Annotated in this window: 17 protein-coding genes and 4 pseudogenes; 5 read left to right on the top strand and 16 right to left on the bottom strand. The window is 46.8% G+C overall.

Features of this window, described 5'->3' with window-relative positions; all coding sequences use genetic code 11:
- Positions 1–49 precede the first annotated feature (49 nt).
- The 9 genes and pseudogenes from RE628_RS01945 to RE628_RS01905 form a co-directional block, all read right to left on the bottom strand.
- Complete coding sequence (locus RE628_RS01945) at positions 50–2,836, bottom strand: CBM96 family carbohydrate-binding protein (protein ID WP_309157153.1); 2,787 nt, start codon at positions 2,834–2,836, stop codon at positions 50–52.
- Positions 2,833–3,855 (bottom strand): polysaccharide lyase family 8 super-sandwich domain-containing protein, encoded by a 1,023-nt coding sequence (locus RE628_RS01940; protein WP_309157152.1) that lies wholly within the window; start codon positions 3,853–3,855, stop codon positions 2,833–2,835. Before RE628_RS01940 ends, RE628_RS01945 begins: the two co-directional genes overlap by 4 nt.
- A complete protein-coding gene (locus tag RE628_RS01935; protein ID WP_309157151.1) occupies positions 3,804–4,085 on the bottom strand; it encodes a hypothetical protein in 282 nt (93 codons plus the stop codon). Before RE628_RS01935 ends, RE628_RS01940 begins: the two co-directional genes overlap by 52 nt.
- Positions 4,078–4,374 (bottom strand): hypothetical protein, encoded by a 297-nt coding sequence (locus RE628_RS01930; protein WP_309157150.1) that lies wholly within the window; start codon positions 4,372–4,374, stop codon positions 4,078–4,080. Before RE628_RS01930 ends, RE628_RS01935 begins: the two co-directional genes overlap by 8 nt.
- A 210-nt stretch (positions 4,375–4,584) precedes the next feature.
- Positions 4,585–5,970 carry a CBM96 family carbohydrate-binding protein gene (locus tag RE628_RS29445; RefSeq protein ID WP_375143090.1) on the bottom strand — a complete coding sequence of 462 codons (1,386 nt, stop codon included), beginning with the start codon at positions 5,968–5,970 and terminating at the stop codon, positions 4,585–4,587.
- Positions 5,971–6,033: 63 nt separating this feature from the next.
- Positions 6,034–7,343 (bottom strand): annotated as a pseudogene (locus RE628_RS01920) (polysaccharide lyase family 8 super-sandwich domain-containing protein); the annotation flags it as partial.
- Positions 7,279–8,139, bottom strand: coding sequence for an Ig-like domain-containing protein (locus tag RE628_RS01915; protein ID WP_309157149.1), 861 nt, complete (start codon positions 8,137–8,139; stop codon positions 7,279–7,281). The pseudogene RE628_RS01920 and the gene RE628_RS01915, both read right to left, overlap by 65 nt.
- A gap of 28 nt (positions 8,140–8,167) precedes the next feature.
- Positions 8,168–8,752 (bottom strand): carbohydrate binding domain-containing protein, encoded by a 585-nt coding sequence (locus RE628_RS01910; protein WP_309157148.1) that lies wholly within the window; start codon positions 8,750–8,752, stop codon positions 8,168–8,170.
- A 246-nt stretch (positions 8,753–8,998) separates the two neighbouring features.
- Positions 8,999–10,092 (bottom strand): annotated as a pseudogene (locus tag RE628_RS01905) (threonine aldolase family protein).
- 261 nt (positions 10,093–10,353) lie between these two features.
- Between RE628_RS01905 and RE628_RS01900 the strand changes: the two are divergent.
- The 5 genes and pseudogenes from RE628_RS01900 (at position 10,354) to RE628_RS01885 (ending at position 14,407) form a co-directional block, all read left to right on the top strand.
- The gene (locus tag RE628_RS01900; RefSeq protein WP_309157147.1) at positions 10,354–11,583 is read left to right on the top strand and encodes a peptidase; all 1,230 of its coding nucleotides are present in this window, start codon (positions 10,354–10,356) and stop codon (positions 11,581–11,583) included.
- Between the two features lie 216 nt (positions 11,584–11,799).
- Positions 11,800–12,141 carry a transposase gene (locus tag RE628_RS29440; RefSeq protein WP_375143030.1) on the top strand — a complete coding sequence of 114 codons (342 nt, stop codon included), beginning with the start codon at positions 11,800–11,802 and terminating at the stop codon, positions 12,139–12,141.
- A pseudogene (locus tag RE628_RS01895) lies at positions 12,129–12,977 on the top strand (IS3 family transposase); the annotation flags it as partial. The gene RE628_RS29440 and the pseudogene RE628_RS01895, both read left to right, overlap by 13 nt.
- 175 nt (positions 12,978–13,152) lie before the next feature.
- On the top strand, positions 13,153–13,464 hold the full coding sequence (locus tag RE628_RS01890) for a transposase (protein WP_309155764.1): 312 nt from the start codon (positions 13,153–13,155) through the stop codon (positions 13,462–13,464).
- Between the two features lie 10 nt (positions 13,465–13,474).
- Positions 13,475–14,407, top strand: a complete 933-nt coding sequence (locus tag RE628_RS01885) for an IS3 family transposase (protein ID WP_309159333.1) — start codon at positions 13,475–13,477, stop codon at positions 14,405–14,407.
- 301 nt (positions 14,408–14,708) lie between these two features.
- Here RE628_RS01885 and RE628_RS01880 read toward each other — a convergent pair.
- The 7 genes and pseudogenes from RE628_RS01880 to RE628_RS01850 all read right to left on the bottom strand — a co-directional run bounded on the left by RE628_RS01880 (position 14,709) and on the right by RE628_RS01850 (position 21,758).
- Positions 14,709–16,084, bottom strand: a pseudogene (locus RE628_RS01880) (sugar porter family MFS transporter).
- Between the two features lie 236 nt (positions 16,085–16,320).
- On the bottom strand, positions 16,321–16,680 hold the full coding sequence (locus RE628_RS01875) for a helix-turn-helix domain-containing protein (protein WP_309157146.1): 360 nt from the start codon (positions 16,678–16,680) through the stop codon (positions 16,321–16,323).
- 243 nt (positions 16,681–16,923) lie between these two features.
- On the bottom strand, positions 16,924–17,667 hold the full coding sequence (locus RE628_RS01870; RefSeq protein ID WP_309157145.1) for a response regulator: 744 nt from the start codon (positions 17,665–17,667) through the stop codon (positions 16,924–16,926).
- Complete coding sequence (locus RE628_RS01865; RefSeq protein ID WP_309157144.1) at positions 17,642–19,111, bottom strand: sensor histidine kinase; 1,470 nt, start codon at positions 19,109–19,111, stop codon at positions 17,642–17,644. The genes RE628_RS01870 and RE628_RS01865 overlap by 26 nt, the downstream gene beginning before the upstream one ends.
- Entirely contained in the window at positions 19,108–20,097 is a 990-nt protein-coding gene (locus tag RE628_RS01860) for a substrate-binding domain-containing protein (protein ID WP_309157143.1), read from the bottom strand. The genes RE628_RS01865 and RE628_RS01860 overlap by 4 nt, the downstream gene beginning before the upstream one ends.
- A 163-nt stretch (positions 20,098–20,260) precedes the next feature.
- Positions 20,261–21,277 carry a GTP 3',8-cyclase MoaA gene (gene moaA / locus RE628_RS01855; RefSeq protein ID WP_309157142.1) on the bottom strand — a complete coding sequence of 339 codons (1,017 nt, stop codon included), beginning with the start codon at positions 21,275–21,277 and terminating at the stop codon, positions 20,261–20,263.
- A 40-nt stretch (positions 21,278–21,317) separates the two neighbouring features.
- Positions 21,318–21,758 carry a molybdenum cofactor biosynthesis protein MoaE gene (locus RE628_RS01850; RefSeq protein WP_309157141.1) on the bottom strand — a complete coding sequence of 147 codons (441 nt, stop codon included), beginning with the start codon at positions 21,756–21,758 and terminating at the stop codon, positions 21,318–21,320.
- Positions 21,759–21,893: the final 135 nt, after the last annotated feature.

Genomic DNA, 21,893 nt, shown 5'->3' with positions numbered 1-21,893 from the left:
GAACTCGACCTTTTAGTATATGAGAGTAAAATTTCGGATTATCTCTACCCTACCCCTGGTCCTCAAGCAGATGCATCACAACGACTAGCGCCTCAGCTCGGGTTGCCACAGCTTGAGGATCAAAGCGATTGTTACCGCGGCCTTGAATCAGACCTTCGTTAACTGCGACTGCGATCCAGCCCTGTGCCCATAGCGGAATACTTCCCGCATCGGAGAATGTTAACTTTGCCTGTGACGGCTCGGTAACGCCCAACGCCTTGGCTGCCATCACAGCAAGCTCAGTACGTGTAATCGCTTGATCAGCCCGGAATGTATGATCTGGGAATCCGCTGATGAAGCCTCTCTTGATGCCCTTGGCAATGTCGGACTTCGCCCATTTAGGAAGCTGATCCGCATCCTTGAACGAGAGCTCGTCTTCTTCCTGCAAATCCAAGCCTCTTACCAATAAAGCTGTAAATTCAGCGCGAGTAATCGGCTTGTTCGGACGAACTGTCTCGTCTGGATAACCTTTAATCAATCCTTTACTTACTGCTTGACGGATAGTATCTTCGGCCCAATGCCCTTGGATGTCCTTCAGAACTGCATCCTTTCCTGATTCGTTGCTGTTGCTGTTTCCGTTACCGTTCCCGTTTCCGTTCCCGTTACTGTTACCGTTCCCGTTCCCGTTCCCGTTACCGTTGCCGTTGCCGTTCCCGTTGCCGTTGCCGTTGCCGTTGCCGTTGCCGTTCCCGTTCCCGTTACCGTTACCGTTACCGTTACCGTTTCCGTTACCGTTTCCATTACCGTTTCCGTTTCCGTTTCCGTTGCCGTTGCCGTTTCCATTACCGTTTCCGTTACCGTTCCCATTACCGTTTCCATTACCGTTCCCATTACCGTTTCCATTACCGTTTCCGTTTCCGTTGCCTGGATCCGATTTGTCCTTCACCGTGAAGACTAGAGAAGCCAGTCCCGCATCAATATCGTCTCCAGACAGATTGCCCAGTACGGACTTGGACACATTAAGCTTACCCTTGGTTGCAGATGCTACCTTGGTCGAATTAAAAGTGAGCTCCAACAAATCTGCCTTACCTTGGATAGGTACTCCTTCACCCGCAATGACAATCTGAACCTGTCCCTTATCCTTACGAGTATCCAGGATGGTGATCCCTTTCTGTAAAGATACGGCAGACACGAATTGCACCAGACTCTCATCATAAATGAGCATAATTTGATTAGCATATATGTCTTTCATAGAAGTATTAACTGCATACTTCACGACCAACGGCTCTCCCGCCACAATTTCATTCGGCCCCTTCAGATCGGCGGCCGGACGCGTTACAGATACGGCGATTTGCTGTGTTTTCTCTACATTTCCAGCCTTGTCGATTGAACGATACTCTACAGTGTGATCCCCTTCTCCTTGAATGAGAAGCTTGCCGTCCTTGATCGTTTGCCACTTGCCGCCATCTACACGAGCTTCCGTTCTCAGCACGCCCCAACCCTTCTCATTATCTTCGGCTGAGAAGAGCAGGGTTACATCTTTATAATGCTCCCCTCCGGTTCCCCCTTCACCTTCAATCTGAACCTTCGTTGTCGGTGCGACGGTATCCTTGAGAAGCACCTCCAGATAAGAACCATACAATCCGTTTTCATTTTTACGGCTGCGAATCTCTGCGCTTAAATCCTTGCCAACTTGCTGTAGAGACAAGCTGACGATTTTATTACCCTGCAGCTTCTCCTTAGCGAATGGTGTTACATCGAATTGCCACCATTGGTCAGGTGATGCAACCGTCTGTATATCCAGCTGTGCGCCTGTTGCAGGCTTATTGTTATAAGTAATCTCCTTCTCCTTCCAACTATCATTACGGATCTCGAATACACCGATGTCAGACCTAGTACCGTTACTATCATTGGTCTTTCCATATACATTCAGCGTAACCCGTTCGATGTCATCAGCAATTTGCGAGAGATCGTATTTCAGAAATACACTGCGGTTATAGTCACCAGTTCCATTACGGACATTCAAATATCCTTTATCTCCATAGTTAGTACCCGCATATTGTCCGCCATTTACATACGTATCCTCTGATACATCGATCCGAACCTTTGCTGCGGCATCAGGCTCTAACGCCCCTACCTCCGGTAGTTCCGTCTCTGAATCAGGATCGATCTTCAACTTGATCACATGGGTCTTCCCTTTACTGCCTTGGGTGTTAACTTCGAGCATAATCGTCGGTGCTGTCTGCAGTACTGTAACCGTCGAATCCTTACTAAGCTCCTGTAATGAAGCTGCAGCGATCTCAACCTTCACCTTCGATTGCGTCTGCGTCGGATCGGATACAGATATGGTCAATTCGTCGCCTTGCTCCTTAACCATGACAGAAGCCGGCTGATATACACGAACGCCATTCATTTCCCCTGGCTGCCAGAAATTAATACCAGTGATGCCGAGTTTCTTCTCTTGTACAGCTTGGATCTGCGCTGTATTGCTTAGTATTTGAACATCCGGATTATCGTTATAAGCCTTTGTAGCCGCTGCATCGAATGATGGCAGTAACACATAGGAATAGTTGGCATCTGTCGGCTTAACACCATGCTCTACGACCATACTGACATAATTGCGCGTAATCGGATCGGCCGGGCCTGTGGTGTTGATGTCCTTCCAAGAACCGGTTCTCGCTTGGCGCAGTGCCCCAATATCGGTAGGATCCGGGAAGTAATAGCCAATGTCGGCCCCCTTCGTCGTACCCTCCAGATTGGCCCATTTCACATTTTTCAATGTATCGGACCAACTCAAATTCGTTGGCATAGCTTGTCCATCGACAATTAATTTGTTCGAACCCGCCGAATTGATCATCCGGTTCTCGACAATTGTCTCAACCTGACGTCCATCGCTACGTGCATCTGTAGTTGTGATGCCAGCCCGAGAGCTACGATCTCATCATCGAACATGAACCAGGATTTTTTCCCGGTTAGTTTACTCCCAGGAGGAGCTAAATCCATCCCAGCAATTCCGAACTGATTATCCATCGATGAACCGCCGACCCAGTTCTTCCCTGTCGTCTTGATCGCCGTTCTTTTTAAACCGTCGGAGGTTGTTCCAGGCATCCGGTAAGGGTCAACCGTTGGCCAGAACGCATTGCGGAATTGATCTGAATCCGAGTTGTACAGGTAGGTCATACCATCACCGGTATACCAACCTTTCGTATGCTCACCGTTCATCTCCTCGTAATTGGCAATCCGAGAAGAGGACATACTGATTCCCAGCGTGTATCCCGGTCTTGAATGAACAATCCGGTCCATGACCGAGAATTGATGGTGTGTAACAAGATCACCACGTAGCTTAATACTGGAATCTCCCAACAACTGCTTGAAGTTTACAATATCCCTAATCTGCATACCTGCATAAGGATTCGTCGTGCTCGTATCCGAGATGACCCATTCCTTCACCATGCTCTTGTAATAATTAGCCTGCTCGGATGGGGCGAACTGCGCCAGACGAAGAATTGTCCATACCGCCCCCCGCGTATTGTTGTTATAGCGGGAAATCGCCCGGCCGCTGACCATTTCCATAATATTTCCGTCATAAATGAGAGGCTCGAAGGAATCGGTCACCCATTTCCATACATTGCCGAAATCAGCAACCTCAATCGGCCAAGGAGATTTGTCCAGTATGGTAAGCAGCTTCGCGATATCTCCAAGAAGTACACTGCCGTAGCTGCCCGTATACGCGATATTATCATGCTGGATGAATGAACCGTCTGCATAGAAGCCGTCTCCGCTCGTTACATATGGGAAAGCTGAGCTTATTGCATTCCGTGCCTTCACGATAGAAGGCTCGTCCTTGCCAAGTACTCCCCGTAAGAGATAGGCCAATGATTTATCGAGCAGATTGGCGCCTGTCTCTTTATCGACGAACCGATCAACCGCTTAGTAGGATCAGGTATGAATCGATCAATCGTATCCGTGTAGTCCTTGATCTGCTGCGCGGACAAAACCGGATACATCAGAGTGATAATATCAGCTAGAGACTGGGGAGAACCGATCTCCCAATCCCACCAGTTGTTATAAGTCGCCTTCTGCGGATTGTAACGATTGTCATGCATCCAATCCAGACCTGGCGAGAATATCATTCTTCAAATACCCATTCTGATATAATGTCGTGCCTGGAGTCGCATAGGCAATAGCCATATCCCTCAATCGGTTATATGAATTAGTGATCTGGCTTGAATCCGTAGTACTCTTATAATCGGACCATAGATAAGTCCTGCCTTGGTCTTTAACTAGCGTATCCCAGACCCCATTCATAGCATCATTAGTCACTTTCAGGGCATTGGCCTCAACTATGCTGCTAATATCCTGATCGGTTAGATCAATCCCAGTACCACCCGTCAAATAATTGAACCATTTGATCCGCAGTGCCTCGAACTCATCAGTTTGTCCAGCCTGGTCCAGCTGAAGCTAGTGCGACCGGGAAGGACGCAAAAATGAGTGAAGAAATCATCAATACAAGGACGATAGGCTTCATTCTATGTTTCCACACGATGACATAACACCCTCTCTCGGTAAATAGTAAGGGGGAGCCAAGTCCCCTCACTTCCAGTTCTACTTCAGCATCTGATCGGCAAACCATTTCAAATCATCAGAATCAATGATTCCATTCCCGTTGATATCGGCTGCCTCTACAGCATCCCAATCCGGGCTTGTCTTGTCTTTGCCAAAATTTGCAGCCGCAATGCCCAAATCGCCAACCGTTATTTTCCCGTCTCCGTTCAAATCGCCAGCGATCTTCGACAGAACCACCTTAACTTCGCAGACTGAGGACAGCTTGCCGTCAGCCGTTATTACCGTAATACGGGCTCTTCCTGGCTTCAATGCCGTAATCGCCGCCTCAGTACCATTGGGTTCTAACTTCAGCACATCATCGCGATCGATGCTCCACTTTAGCTCCTTATTCGTAGCATTAAGCGGGGCAAGCACTGCCTTAAGATTCATGACTTCGCCTACCGCCAATACAGCCTGTTCACTGCTTAAGCTAATCCCTGTCACCGGAACGTTTGGCTTGAACGTAATCTCCAGGTAGGACTTATAAATTCCGCCATCCCCTTCCCTGGTCTTAAATGTAACCGTCAGATCCGAATCTCCCTGCAAAGCTAGACTCATTTGCCCGTCTAGCTTCAGCCTAGATTCAGCAAAGGACGTGACATCAAATTGCCGCCACCCGTAATCCTTATCCACAGTGATCTTCCCAATTTGAGCTCCAATCGTCGGCATGTTATTCCATGTAAGTGCAGTCTCGCTCCAATTGTTACTCCCTACTTCATGAACACTTATTCCACCATTTTGCACACGGCTATCATTGACCCCGCCATATACAAATAGCTTGGCTGATTCAATCTTACTGTCTGCAGGAATTCCACTCATATTGAATTTCAAGAAGCCTTTACGCAAATAATCACCGGTACCATTCTTAATATCCATATAACCGTTAGTACCAAAGTTCGTAGCTGCCTTCGTACCCGCATTTACAAAGGCATCCTCGCTAACATATACGGTTGCTTTTTGGTCCTGCTCCGGACCTGCAGGTTCTCCCTCCAGTTCCGGTGCTTGCTGCGGATCATATTCGAACTGAATCACATGGCTTCTGCCGAGAGATCCAGCCGTATTGATCTCCAGCTTAAGATGAGGTTCTGTCTGTACGACAGTCACGGTAGTATCCTGCATTAATTCCTTCAGTACAACCTTGCCCAAATCTACAGTGACTTTGTCCTGACTTTGCGTCGGGTCTGACACAGATACGGTCAGTTTATTTCCATCTTCCTTCACCATAACGGAGGCCGGATTAGAAACGCGGACGAAGTCCGACTTGGCTGCCTCCCAGAAATTAAACGCACTAATTCCCAGCTTCTTATCCCGAACAGCATGGACCTGACTCGATTGACTCAGGATCTCAATGTCAGGATTCTTGCTGTATTGCTCAGTTTCCGCCACCCCTTTATTAGGCAGCAATACATAGGCGTAGGACCCGTTCTTTGGTGCATTGCCATGCTCGAACGCCAAACTTAAATAATTCCTCGTAATCGGATTTGCCGAGCCGTCGTCATTGATATTCTTCCAGGAGCCAGTTCTTGCTTCACGTTTCCCGTAAATGTCCGTCTTTCCTGGAAAATAATATCCAATATCTGAACCCTGAACATTGCCCTGTAAATATGCCCAGCTAATTCCCTTCAGCGTCTCTTCCCATCCGAGGGTAGAAGGCTTCACTTGACCGTCTACAACCAGATTATTGGAACCGCTGTCATTTAATTGCCGATTCTCTACAATCGTCTCTACCTTACGGTTAGCCGATCCTGAAATATCTGAACCTATAGCTACGATTTCATCATCGAACATGAACCAGGATTTCTTGCCCTGTAAGTCGCTTCCCGTACTGTCCTTAAGCGAGTAATTCATTCCGTTTGCTCCATACAGGCCATCGAGGGTTGACCCACCGACCCAAGCTCGCGGATTGTAATACGATGCCCAATCTTTAGCAGCTGGTGCATAACCATCCGTGGTCGTCCCGGTAAGCGATACATATCTACCGTCGGCCAGTATTGATTGCTGTACTGCGACAGATCATTGTTGTACAAGCTGGTCATCCCGATACCGGTATACCATCCTTGCTTGTTCTCTCCGTTGCCGTACTCAAAGGCTGAGATCCGCTGCGAGAACATACTAAGCGCAAATCCAAAGTCTGGACGTAGGTGGACAACACGGTCCATCGCCGCAAAGTTCTGATGCTTAACCAGCTCTCCACGCGCTGTAACTGAAGAATCATTTACAATCCCTTTGATCAGATTCATCTCGTATATTGGCATATTCTCATAATAGTTAGAGAATGTAGTATCAGACTGTACCCACTCCTTGATCATGCTCTTGATCTTAGCAGACTGGTCCGCCGGAGCCCCTTCCGCCAACCGTGCCAGTGTACGAATGATCGCACGTCCGGTTAAGTGGTCTGAATCGCTCTGCCGTGAGATAGCGCGTCCCCTAACGTTATCCAGTATGGCCCCTTTATAAATCAACGTCTCGAATGAATCCTCAACCCAACGATATACATTATTTGCACTGGGATCGTTGATCTCCCAAGGAGATGCATTGAACAAATAAAATAAATCGGCCATTCTACCGATCAATACTCCACCATAAGAACCTGTGTAAGCAATGTTGGTATGCTGGATCAAAGAGCCGTCCTCATAGATACCGTCACCGCTCTTAGCGTATTTTAACTCTCCATATATCGCATTTTTACCCTGATCAATCTTGAAGCTCTGCTTGCCGACCGCACCTCTTAATACAACTACCAGTGCTTTGTCGAGCAAGTTCGCACCTGGTCTCAGTTACATTCCCATTCTGCACACGCTTCGTCGGATCCGGTACGAATGTATCGATCACCTTCAGATATCTGGCAATCTGCTCCTCGCTTAGATCGTCATACATAAGCACGAGAGTATCCATTAAAGCCTGTGGGGTTCCGATTTCCCAATCCCACCAGTTGCCGACGATCTTCTTACTCTCGTTATATTGATAGGTATACATCCAATCCAGGGCCGAGATAATCTTTTCCCTCAGCTCAGAATCGCCATACTTTGCCATTCCCTCTGTCGAATATGCCGTCGCCATATCCTTAATCATCGTATAAGCCTTACTAATTGCAGCCGAATCGGTATTATCTTTGGAAATTACACCAGCCCATAGACTTTGCGCGCCAGATGTCTTATCCATCAGGTCCGCGATGCCTGTCCCTTCAGAATTTGAGATCCGATTTGAAAAATTACTAATGTAGTTCTGCACATCCGAATCGTCCATATCCATCTGGACTCCACCCACTAGCTTGTCATGCCATCTCTGTCTGAGTTCATCATAACCGTCCAGCGTTTCAGTAGATTCCACCATAACAAAAGCCTGTGCCCGAATTAATCTATCGGGTGTAGAGACTGTGATCGTCGCATTACCATGTTCATTCGCTGTAACTATCCCGTCATCCACGCTGGCTACACTCGGGTCGGAGGAAGTCCACATAAGCGTCTGCGCTTCTGCATCCTGTGGCGTAACAACAGGCGTTAACACAGTACTATCTCCCTTGCGCAGTGAAACTGACTTTGGTTGCAAGTCCAATCCCGTTATACCTCCCAGGGTTCAAGGTTCACGTCATCAAACCATACGGTCCCTGGCCGGTCTCGAAGAATGGCTCCAATCTTATATACCTCGCTTCGGCTGGAACCGATAAGATGGTTTCCTGCAGGGTCCAATCATTCGTTCCCGCCATTTTATTCGTTGCCGGCCCATCTCCAACCTTTTCATCCTTAGTGGCGCCATCCATACCACTTACATTCTTGTAGAAATTAGTTCTGACAAAAACCCCGCCGCTAGATACGACATCCTCAGTCTTAATCCAGGCACTTAGCCTGTAGCTGCCTCCTGCTGAGACAGGTACATTGATAGAAAGTCCTGTCCTATCACCAGCTTTTTGCTTGATCTGTACAGAGTAAGCTCCCGAATGGTAAACCGCATCCGTAACAGACACCTCAGCCTTTTGGAGGGCTAACCAAGCGCCCCATCCTTCCGGTTTCATCCCGCCAATCCAGGAATTATCCGTTGTCGGAACCACAACTTCAAAACCGCCATTTGGAACAAGATTGGACTCTATCCCATCATCCGCCGACACCTTAGCTACGAGCGATTGAACAGGAACCAGCGCCTGAAGCATCATTCCGACAATTAACACCATTGATACTCTTTTATAAAGCGCTTTCAATATAGATTTTCCCCTTTCATTGAGCAGCTCTTTTTTAATTACTGTAGTTCATCATAGTCACTGATCCGGCTTGATACAGGTTAGATTTTTACCTATTAACGGACAATTTTGACTTCAACATATGGTATAGTTCAGAAGTTTGTGGGAATGACGACAAAAAGCCCACAGCCAATGAGTTCAATCATGGCCGTGGGCTTGCTTATTCATAGTCAATTAGAACTATGCATTACTCAGTGAACTTAACTTCTGATCCAGCAATGCAAATAATGTCTCGATTTGCTCTGGCGACAGCTCCGCATATTTATCCCCGACGCTGATCTCTGTGTAACATGAGTTTTCTTCGACCGTTCGAAGATACGAAGTTATGCCGATCCCTGTCTCCTCATACAGCTCAATCAGAGCTTGCTCCACTTGCTCTTGAGACGCTGCAAAATGAAGATGGAACATATTTGAGACAGGTACTTCCGGCAAGGTCGTAGCTTTCGAACAGCGGTTGAACATTTCGGCCAAGTGTCTGGCCCCCTCATAGTACTGAGTCATCTTTCCGATTCTTTGCTCGAAATAATAATCCGAACTTATTATATAAGGATATAAACTAATCAAATCGCCACCATGCCGTCTTTTCCATGGCTTCGACTCCTCTGTAAAATCCGAATCCCCGGCCAGAATGGCTCCAGCTACACCGCCAAGCCCTTTATAGAAAGAAACATATACACTATCGAACAAGGCGCAAATTTCAGCAGCCGTCTTCCCATAGTACGGTACGATTTCAAACAATCTAGCACCATCAAGATGCAGTTTAATACCTTGCTCACGACAGTAAGCTGAAATCGCCTCAAGCTCCGCATAGTCCGGTAGTTGTCCACCGATTTCCCGTTGCGGCAATTCCAGGAGGAGACAGGAAATGCTCTCGTTCATATTTTCCACATCATCCAAAGTAATTAGACGGCTACGATCCGCCAACAGGATCGGTTCAATTCCATGCAGCTTCTTGAGACCGTCTTCCTCATGAATTTCCAGATGGCAGAGTGGATGATAAGCTACCTTACGCAGCTCCTTCCTGTCACACCAGATTCGCAGTGCGATCTGCTGCGCCATCGTCCCGCTAGGAAAGAACACAGCGCTCTCTTGCCCAGATATTCAGCCATTTTCGTCTGGAATTGTTCAATGAGCGTCCCTTTACCATACATATCGCTGTCCGTATACTCATCCATATTATGAAATGCAGACTGAAGCATTCCGGTATTTCTTGGTCCATGTCCTAAAAGCCGATATGTAGTGTTGTTGAACGCTGATCCGAGCGTTTGATTTATTGCCATATATGATGCCTCCTTTTGTCATCCAGCCGTCTTTTAGGCAGCTATCCTATGATTCAGAGTACCACACGTAGGATCGCAGTAAAACAGCCCACGAGACGATATCTCTACGTCAGCTCATGAAAATTTCCTCTCTTAGTGCAACATTTCTCAAGGGCCTCCGTCTATAAGTACGAAAACAACATGCAAGGACATGCCATATTAGCAATTTATCAAGCCGTATGTACTAACCTACACATAGAACTAGGAGGAATTACAATGAACAAACCATTCAAAGTTTTAGCAACCGCAACGATTCTGGCTATGGCCGCTATACCTACAGCAGCTTTTGCACAACAAGGAGTAGTAACACCAGTTAATGGAGTTGCTATCACTCAAGCCAAGGTTGTACCTGGAACAATGGGTAAGATTACCGATTTCGTTAATGATAATACAGGCAAATTCATTACTGTTACTGGACGTGGTCTGGCTGCAAACGACCAAAGCGAGATCATTCTCTCCATCACCAAGGATACTAAAATCATCGATTCAAAAGGTAAAACCGTTGCCCTGAAGTCGATTATCGATGACCAGAAAGTGGTTAAAGCTTTCTACGGACCGAACATTACCAAGAGCATGCCGGCACGCGGAACTGCCTTAACTCTGGTCGTTCAAGACAGTGACTTCAGCGCTATTCAAGGTACAGTCTCCGAAGTGAAAGAAGACGGCAGCATCTTCGTCAAGGGAACTGATGTGTATGGCGGATTTAATAATGAAATCATCCTTCATCTTGATCCAAAAGTAACCATCCTCGATCAGAATCATAAGGCTATCGAAGCTGGCGATATCAAGGCTGGTATGAGCGTAGAAGCATTCTATGGCCCAGCCGTAGCGATGAGCCTGCCTGCACAGTCAACCACCAACTATGTAGTTGTAAATACAGAAGAAATCGCTGACCTCACTCCAGGTACTAGTGGAGTCATTACGAATGTTAATGATAAGACTGGAGCCATCACCGTGATTGGCAACCCGATGGAGCTTGGCGGCGGCACCAACTATGTGATGCTTCATGTGGATAAAGATACGGTAATCGTCGATGAGAACGGTGTTGTATTGACTGCGGATGCATTGAAGGAAGCTAGCTACATCGATGCCTTCTACGGCAACGTAATGGCGATGAGCTCCCCTGGTCAAACCCATGCTGACAAGATCGTAGTGAAAGCGACTCAAGCGGTCAAAGCAGAAGGAACCATCGCTAATTCGGAACGTGCAGGCGAAGGTCGCGTCTATCTCAATGTTGGCTCTGACGATAAAACAGAGAATGATATTATTCTTAACATCTCCGACAAGACCGTTGTACTCCCGGCACCTGGTGCTGACACTGAATTGAAAGATGGCATGAAGGTCGTTGTTTACCATTCGCCAATCATGACGAAGTCCTTACCAGGTATTACAAATGCAGATGTCATCATTGTTACTCCTGAGAACAATACAGTAGCAGCTCAATAATATACCGATAGTGTTCAAAGAATCCGTCGTATCAGCATGAAATGTTATACTCGAGGTGCCGATGACGGAAAAGCCTACAAAAATACAGTTTTTAAATGATACTCCCCCTTTTAATATAGAAAAGCCTGCATTTTGGTATTATCCCCTTCAAGTAGACACTCAAAAAAACCTCCATGTTAAGATGGAGGTTGGAGTGACACTTGGAGGGGATATTTTATGGCTAGAAAGGGACAAACATTCAACACATATACTGAAGAATTCAAATTAAAGGCAGTCCAAGCTTATTTGAAAGGCTCTGCAAGTTACAAGGTAGTGGCCGAACGAGAGGGAATTCGTAATTGTTCGCAGCTAAAGGTTTGGGTGAAGAAGTGGAAAAACGGTGAGTCACTTGGTAAGAGTAAAGGTGAAGTAAATCCACTGAAGGGACGTCCACGTACGTCGTTTGGAAGTGTCGAAGAAGAGCGAGATTACCTGAAAGCACAGGTAGATTATTTAAAAAAGCGGTATCCAAATCTAGTAAAGGAGAAGCCCCCAGCCAGCAAGAGAACTATAAAATAGTGGAAGAACTACGCGGCTCTCACGGCATTACACGTTTGCTAACCATTGCAGGAATACCAAGAGCCAGTTATTACAAATGGCGAGCCACAAACCCTGAGCGTGAGGCAAGGCGAGACAAGGATCATGGAATTAAAGAACATATGATGGCTATCCATTTTGCACACCCAGAGTTTGGCTACCCGCGCATGATGACCGCCTTATGGGAAGCCGGTTACAAGGTGAATCATAAAAAAGTATCGAGGATCATGAGTGAATTATCGATCCAATCGGTGATACGGAGAAAGCGAAAACAGTCCAATTATACGCCTTCTGTTGTCTATCCCAATCGCTTAAAGCGCCAATTCCATGCTACAGCACCGCAGCAAAAAATGGTCACTGACATTACCTATATTTCCGACGGAAAGAAATTTTATTATTTATCCGTCATCCAAGATTTATTTAACAACGAGATTGTCGCCTGGAATTTGTCAGAACGTAACGATGTTGAACTCGTACTAGATACAGTAAAAGAATGGGCAAAGAAAAGAGACGTTTCGGAAGCCGTGCTCCATTCGGATCAGGGCTTCCAATACACGTCTCAGGCATACAACACGCAATTAGAAGCACTCGGCGTTAAAGGCAGCCACTCTCGCAAAGCAACCTGCCTGGATAACGCATGCATCGAATCCTTCTTTTCGCATCTCAAAACAGAGAAGCTGTATATTAAACAGTGTAGATCAGGAGCAGAAATTCAGCAAGCAGTAGAAGATTATATTTATTTCTACAACTATCACCGTTTTCAAGCCAAATTGAAACAACGCGCACCGATTGAGTACCGGTGCGCGCTAGCAGCTTAGCTTTTTTTATATGTCTACTTGACAGGGGTATGACCATTTATGCAGGCTTTTCTTTTGATTTCAGCACAATCCAATGATATAGGCGAAAAAAGCCTGCACATTCCTCACGGCCCCCTAATAAAAGTGGAGTCTTGCCCTCCAATAAATTAGACTATTTATAAAGGGGAGATTCGAAATGAAACGAAAGAATAAAGCGTATGAAGAAGTTCGTTTACAGGTGGTCCGTGAGGCACTAGCAGGGATTAAGGTAGCCGTATTGTCCCGTAAGTATGGAGTTCATCCTGAGACTATTCGTAGTTGGATCAGGGAGTATCGAGATCAAATCGAAGAGCATGAGATACCCGCTGCAGATGAACAGCTACAGGAATTAAAAAGATTGCAGGAAGTCGAAGAGAAATACCAAACCGCTGTAAAGATCCTAGGCGAAAAGGAATTAGAAATCGAAATCCTGCGTGAACTCTTAAAAAGAAGAACCCTGCTTATCTGAAAGATTCGAAATAGCAGACCAGTTTATTAAGCAGGGATATTATGCAGCACTGGTACTGCGAATCTTAGGGTTGGCTGAGTCAAGCTATTATGCACGAAAAAAAAGAATAGGCCAACATGATGAGCCTGTAACACGCATTCGTAAAGGGCGTCCATGCCCAGGTTATTCGCTAACGGAAAACGGTACCAGAATAAGCGACGAACAGATTAAAGAGTGGTTCGTAGAGCTTACAGAAGGCGAAGAGAACGAGTATGGGTATAAATTGCTTGCTGAGTGCCTCCGTAAGGATCACCGTCTCATTTTGAATAATAAGAAAGCTTACCGTTTGTGTCGTGAATTGGGGATTCTCCAAAAGTATCGAGAGAGAAGATCGAAGCATCCTCGTCGATTGCCTAGAAATCGTCTAGTCACCTGTCCGAATCAGTTATGGCAAATGGATATTAAATATGGTTACGTAGCAGGACGTGACCGCTTCTTTTTCCTGCTCAGTATCATTGATGTATTCGACCGCGCTATTGTGAGCTATTACCGAGGCTCTGAATGTAAGGCTACTCATGCAATTCAAGTTCTGGGAAAGGCACTAGAGTCCCGGATCCAGCCAGGAGAATCGCTACCCACGATCCGAACAGATAATGGACCTCAATTTATCAGTGCTTTATTTGGAGATACGTGTGAAAATTGGGGCATTTCACACGAAAGAATCCCTCCTAAAACTCCAAATATGAACGCATATATTGAGTCGTTCCACAGTATTGTGGAGAAAAATCTATTCAGCAAAATGGAATACAAGACGATGGAGGCCGCCTATGAATCGATAGATAACTATATCGATTTCTACAACAACCGAAGAATGCATGGCAGTCTGAAACGGATGTCTCCACTCCAATTTTCTAGTTGGATTATGCAGTTCGAAGATCGGTCTCAGTTCTATAGATCTTTGTAAAACTTTAAAATATAGCGTTAGACTACGAATACAGTATTTTACTCGGGTCAGACTCCAGATTTAGGGGGCCGAACCGCATTTGCAGGCTTTTCACAAAAACAGACGATTTCATGCCAAAAAAGATGCATTATTGCAGTTTTCAATCTCTCTTGATATGTATTGTTTGTAGAGAAAGAGTTCGACGACGTCTTACAGACTAGCTAGAACATACTACGAGGGGCTTTCCATAATGGAAAGCCCCTCGTAAGTTTCATAGTATATCAACTGCTATCTCTGATATTCCTTGCTTATAATAAGATTGCTATTTAGCAACCCACATCGATTCGATTTCCTCCAGCGATTTGCCCTTAGTCTCAGGAACCTTACGCCAAGTAAACACTACGGCAATAAGAGACATAAGACCAAAGATCCAGAAGGTCAGTGCTGGGCCTGCAGAGGCGAGCATCGGTGGGAAGGCCTGAGATACAACATAATCAGCAGTCCATAGAGCCATCGACGCAATCGCCGTTGCCTTTCCGCGAATCCGGTTCGGGAAGATCTCAGAGATGACTACCCATACTACCGGTCCAAGGGATAGAGCAAAGGCGGCCACGTAGACCAGAATGAAGATCAGTACCAGTGGACCGAAGTATGGCCCGTCTGGAATGCAGCTCCAATAACAATTAGACAGATCAGCATCGTTGAAGATCCAATCAGTAGCAGCATTTTGCGGCCAACTTTATCAATCAGCCAAATTGCTAGAATGGTAAACAGAAGATTAATGACTCCGACGAAGATCGTCTGGATTAGGGCTGCATCGGTACCTGCACCCGTCTGTTTGAAAATTTCCGGCGCATAATACAGCACTGCATTGATCCCAGTCACTTGCTGGAGTACTGCTAGTCCGACGCCAACGATCAGAGCCAGCCTTAGAGTTGGACTGAACAACTGGCGGATCGAACCGTTCTCTACCTTGAACGATTCCTTGATATCCAGCACTTCCTGCTTCGCTAACGTCTCACCGTGAATCTTGACCAGAATCGGGAGGGATTCCGCTGCCCGGCCCTGCTTAATCAGCCATCTTGGACTTTCAGGTACGAAGAACAGCAGAACTAGAAATAACAACCCTGGAATGATGCCGAAGGCAAACATCCAACGCCAAGCGGTCGAGATGTCCCAAGCTTCATCTCCCAAGCCGGTAATCCATAAGTTGATGAAATACACCAGCGAAATCCCTGTAACCGTTGCCAGCTGATTCAATGCTACGAGACGGCCGCGATATTTGGCCGGGGCAATCTCCGCATTGTACAAGGGACATAGGGTAGATGTAATCCCGATTCCAATTCCGCCAATCATACGAGCGATAATGAACTCGCTGAACGTATTCGGTACCGCCGAGAAGACGGACCCAATAATGAACAGGATCGCCGCCGCTATCAATACTCTCTTGCGGCCATACTTCTCACTCAACACTCCGGAGGACAGGGCTCCGGCAATACAACCGATAATCAAGCTGGAGACAGCCCAGCCTACCTGGAACTCATTCAGGTCGAAATGCTGCTGCATGAAACCAATCGCACCAGATACTACAGCTGTATCAAAACCAAATAATAACCCGCCCAGAGCGGCGACTATAGACACCAAGGTCACGAATTTCATACTAACTCGATCGCCTTGTTCCGGTATACTTGAGTTCATCATCTGACGTCCCTTCTATGTTAAACTTCCTCTTGATTTCAGATACCTCTTTGAAATCCAGAATCATTGTAACACGGGACTATTCTGGGTTACGTTCGAATCCCTTCACTTAATTGTGCAATGCCAGCATAAAATTAATCCCCCATCCATCACTGTTCCTCCCAAGGAATATGAGCTAGCACAAATTCGTCTCTCATCACAAAAAAGTCCACGCTAAAGACACATGGACTTGTCATCTATTGAAGCTGCAGTCTATACTCCGACGGCGTTACCCCTGTAACCTTCTTGAACACTCTGCTGAAATAGTTGGGATCCTTATACCCGACGGAATAACATACCTCCTTCAGGCTGAGCCCGCTATCTTTGATCATCACCTTCGCTTTATCGATGCGAAGTCTCGTAACATAGTCGATAAAGGTCTCTCCGGTCTGCTGCTTGAATAACTTGCTGAAATAGTAAGGATTGAGATGAACATGTTCTGCTGCATCTTCAAGCGAGAGATCCTCCTGGAATTTGCTGTGTATATATGCCACGGCTTTCTCCAACATATTGTGTGTGCTCTGTTCCCGCTCCTCACGGATTTGCCGAATGGCCAAGTCTACATAGGAGCTCTCCCCATCTGAACGAATAGGGAGAATAGCTTGTCTTCAATTCTGCCGGAGACTTCCGTCTCGCCGATATTCAAATCCTCGAAGCGGTTGATATCTCCCCATTGGTCATACTTGGATGCAAATACGGCTTCATAATAAGACCGCTTGATACCCTGGGTCCCTGATTGGACTGAACCAATGCCTGTCGATATTATCGTACTGCAATGTTGGCGAAGTCTCTCAGCCAGCTTATCGGCCAGAAGCGCCGACTCTTCCCGTATTGAAGTCTTCCCCCTGCGAATTACCGAGTAGAAAGATTGCCATATGATGATGCACCATCGAGCTGACAATAGAGGTAAAGGGCTCTTTGATCAATTCATGCGCCAGATTTTTGACTTCTTCATACACCCGCTTCTTCTCATCTCCAAGTTCAGGAAAAGCAAGTACCAGTGCACAGCCTCTATGGATAGACAGCCCTAGAATATCGGCCAGTTGTTCCACTTCAGTCTCATTCACCTGGTCCGCCATCAAATGAAGTGCAATTTCTGTCTCGGCGAGAGGCAGTAGCTGCAGAAACTTGTCTCTTACCGTCAGCTGTTCATTCCGTGTATTTCGCTCCTCTTTAATCTCCTGAACAAGTCGTTCCAATACGGCCGCCACTTCAGCCCTCTTCGCTGGCTTTACCAAATACTCTCGGACTCCCAGGGATATCGCCTGCTTGGCGTACTCGAAGTATTCATAAGCGGTGATCATTACCATTTTAACATCGGGATTCTGCGCTTTAATCTCCTTCAGGGCATCAAGCCCTTGAATACCCGGCATTCTTACATCCATCATGACAATATGAGGATGGAACTCGGCCGCCTTCTGAATCGCCATCCTCCCATTCTCCGCATGAGCAATCTCGAAGGTGTCCGGCATCATCCGAGTGGCAATCCACTCAATTCCCTCCCGCTCCAAAGCTTCATCATCTGTTATCAGTAGGCGATACATGCCTCTCCTCCTTTCCTGTTAAAGGAATTCGGATGATCACTGTCGTCCCTTTTCCCGGCTCGCTCTTAATATCGATCATATCTTTCTTGTTATAAAATAACTCCAGGCGTTTGAATACGTTACGGGTGCCAAGGCCTGTAGAATGCCCCTTCTCGGGAGCCTCCTGCGATCCGGACCGATTTGAATCAAAATTCAGCAGCGAATCACGAACCTCCTTACTCATGCCGACTCCGTTATCAGAGATGGCTACTCTAGTCTCACCGGGTTCACATGAGATCTTCAGCTTAACCATAGCTCCCTCTTCCATACCTTCGATGCCGTGAACGAACCCATTCTCAAGAATAGGCTGCAAAGTCAGCACAGGCACCAATACAGCAAGACCTGCCTCATCGATCTCCGTCTCGAAGCGAATGCGATCCCGGAAGCGAGCCTGCTGAATAAGAAAATATTCCTTGGCGTGCTCCACTTCTTCCCTTAACGTCACCGGACGGTCTAATTTCCGCAGATTGTAACGAAGTAGATTGGACATGGAGACAGTTAGATCGCTCGTCTGCTCCGCTCCCTCCAGCAGAGCAAGCTTGGACAACACGTTCAGAGAATTGAACAGAAAATGCGGATTAATCTGATTCTGCAGTACTTCCAGCTCCAGTTCCTTCACAAGCCGATCCTTCTCCAGTCCTTCCTTCTCTTTCTCAATCAGCAGCTGGAGATTATTCTGCATTTGTCCAAATGCCTCGGATAGTACGCTAAATTCATTATGAGCACTGATTAAAGGAGGGCTCACCTGCAGATTTCCTTCGGAAATTTGCTGTGCCGTCTCCACCAGTTCCTGAATCGGCCTCGTAATCCGCAACGATATCCAATAAGCCAACATCACGCTAATAATTGTATTCAGAACAAAGACCGCAATCCCCCAATGATTCATCACTTCGGTCTGAACAAGAATCTTCTTGTAAAACGGCTGATAATAACTTAACTCCAAGTCAATGAGATGGTAGGCTTCTTCCCGGATGAACTCCGCGGTCGTCTCGGCCTCCGTATAAGCCGTGGCATAAGCAAGAGGAGCCGGGCTCTCGAGAGCGCTGAGGATGCTCTGTTCTTGGGAGATGAAGGTCGACAGCAAGTGGCGGAAACCGCGGATAATCATCCCGTCTGATTCAATTCCTTCTTGTCCTGATAGGTCAAGCTGTAACTGCTTCAGATCCTCATTTTTCTCCCTATACTGCTCAAGGCTACTATCACTACGATCCATAAGAAATACATTAATCGCACTCAGATTTTTCCGCGTCTGCTCATCTATTTGCTTGTATAGTAATACCCGGTCCAGCATCATATTATAGCTGAGTTGTACCGTGCGCCCGCTCTGAAAAATAAAGAAAGATACCGCATTATTTAGAATAAACAACGCCGGAATGACGATAAACAGCATTTTGCGCATATTCATGGGCTGATTCCTCCGCCCTGCATTTGTGCTTGATCCAGGACATAGGTCGGAATGAAATACTGTCCGGTAAGCTTGTCTCCCTTAAATAGACCGCTGAGCAAATCAATCGACTTGGATCCGATCTCCTGTGGCTGCTGGACGATAGAAGCGATAATCTCACCTTGGGCTATGCCTTGACGTGTTATTTCTAGATTATCGAATCCATACACCCGTACTCCCTGCTTGCCCATCGCTTTTACTCCTTCAAGAATGCCTCCTGCATCCAAGGAACTGAATCCGACAATTGTCTCAATCTCCTTATAATGGCTCAGCATATCTCTCGTCTGCTTGGCCGCGCCAATATGTGAAATATTCGAAGCACGAATGTCCACAATCTCCATACCCGGAACCGAAGTGATAACAGATCGGAACCCCTCAAGTCTCAAGCGCTGGCTGTCCGACATTTCACTGCCGATAATAACCCCAATCTTGCCACTACCTGCATGATCCTTCAGTACCAGTTCACCCATCTGCTTACCAGCAGCCCTATTATCCGTACCTACATAAGCCAACCTCCGACTCGACGGTTCATCCGCATCCACCGTAATGACCGGGATTCCTTGATCAACTGCCTTATTGATCAGCTGTTCATAGTCCGGATCGGCAATTCCCTGGACCATGATCGCATCCGGCTTCAAAGCAATGGATTTCTCCAGCAACCTAATTTGTTCTGACACATTGCTCCGGATCGGCCCCATGTAGACAAGCTTCATCCCCAGCTTCTCTGCCTCATTCCCGGCTCCCTTCTCCATTTCCCGCCAGAACGCGTTGTCCAGCTCCTGAGATATCAGTACAACATATTTGACCGAGGATTCCACCGTCTTATCCGGGCCCATTCGCCGTACCAGATCATTTATTTTCATCGTAGAAAAGAAGAATTGGATCAGAATGTAACCGAACACGATAACGAGGACGATCAGCCCGAGCGACCATTTACGGTTTGACATGAGCTCACATCCTTCGCATTGAATATTAAGTCGATTTTAGACAATGGTGTTAGTATATCACTAATGTCGAATGCAAAATCTTACAATTCCCTGTACATCAAAAAAGAGCAACCCCCCGCTCATCGATTGATGATGCAGAGATTGCTCTTTTTATTTTTTTCGATTATCCACCAATATAGGACATATTTATCTTCTTGCGCGCTCTCGCCGTCTGTTCGGTTCGTTCATCGGAATAGCGGTCGTGGCGGGCTTCCCAAACGCCACGTATAGCGTTGAGCAATTGCTGCTTAGTGGCCCCGCTACGCAGCATGTGGCGCAGATCAAAACCTTCTGATGCGAACAGGCAAGTATATATCCTACCCTCTGAAGAGAGACGAGCACGAGTACATGTGGTACAGAACGACTCCGATACTGAGGTAATAAAGCCAACCTCAGCCGATCCATCCTCATACCGATAGCGCTGCGCTACTTCGCCAAAATAATTACTGTCCAGCGGCTCAAGCTTGTACCGGGAAGAGAGTGTCTCCAGAATCTCTCGTTTGGTAATGACTCGTTTCATGCTCCAGCCGTTGTCATTGCCCACATCCATAAACTCAATGAAGCATAGCTTGATGCCACGTTCTTTGAAATGGGCTGCCATTGGCAGAATCTCCTGCTCATTCAAACTTTTCTCTACTACCATATTGACTTTGACTTGCAGCCCGATCTGTCTTGCATATTCAATATTGTCCAGTATGCGTGAGGGCTTGATGCCTCGGCCATTAATATGACCAAACAGCTTCGGATCAAGCGCATCTAGACTGACATTGACCCGGCGCAATCCTGCAGCAAGCAGTGGCTCCGCATATTGCTTCAATAGAAGTCCGTTAGTCGTAAGGCCGATGTCCTCGATTCCGTCGATGCTCACTAATTTCCCTACTAAAGATGGCAAATCGGTGCGCAGTAGCGGCTCACCACCTGTCAAACGGATCTTCTTCACGCCTAAAGAAGCAAACAGCTCGGCCACCATAGTGATTTCATCGAAGGTTAACAGCTCTCTTTGCGGCAAAAACCTGTAGTCATCCCCAAAGATCTCCTTGGGCATGCAATAGGTACAACGAAAATTACAACGATCCGTCACGGATATTCGCAAATCTCGTATCGGCCTCTGCAGTTGATCGCGCATCGGTTCTATTTTCATGGCCGCTTCCCTTCTTCATCCACGCCAGGGTGGGTGTATCTTATCTCGAATCTGGCTCCGGCTTCTTCCGCTGATCACCGATCCATTCTTCACCATTCTCCCAAATTTCCTTCTTCCAGATCGGCACCATTTCCTTAATTCGCTCAATCGCGTATTCATTCGCCTCATATGCTGCCTTACGATGCGAAGAAGAGACCGCGATGACCACAGCAATATCAGAAATATGCAGCTCCCCAATACGATGTGCGATCGCAACACGGGAGCCTGACCACTTCTCTTCAATCTCTCTGCCGATTTGGGCCAGCATTTTCTCGGCCATCGGAATATATGCCTCATAAGCCAAGTATAGAGTCCTCACGCCTTGAGTCCATTCACGAACATGTCCCGTAAAGACCGTCACCGCACCCGCACCCGGATGCAGTACGTAATCGATATAAGGCTGTACCTCAATTGGCTGCTCAACAATTTCAAATTGCTTCATTGTCCCTCCCCCTGTATAAGTGCGTGTTCAAAAAGGTCGGTTTTCAGCACCGAGAAGGTTAGATAAAGCTAGGGTCTGAGGAGCGGAGCGTACGTAGTTTGTACCTGAGCACCGGAGGACCCGGCTGAATTCAAG

The organism is Paenibacillus sp. D2_2, from assembly GCF_031199965.1.
In the GTDB taxonomy this organism is placed as follows: Bacteria; Bacillota; Bacilli; order Paenibacillales; family Paenibacillaceae; genus Fontibacillus.
Note: the sequence above shows the minus strand (reverse complement) of the source record. Positions and strands in the feature narration are given on the sequence as shown.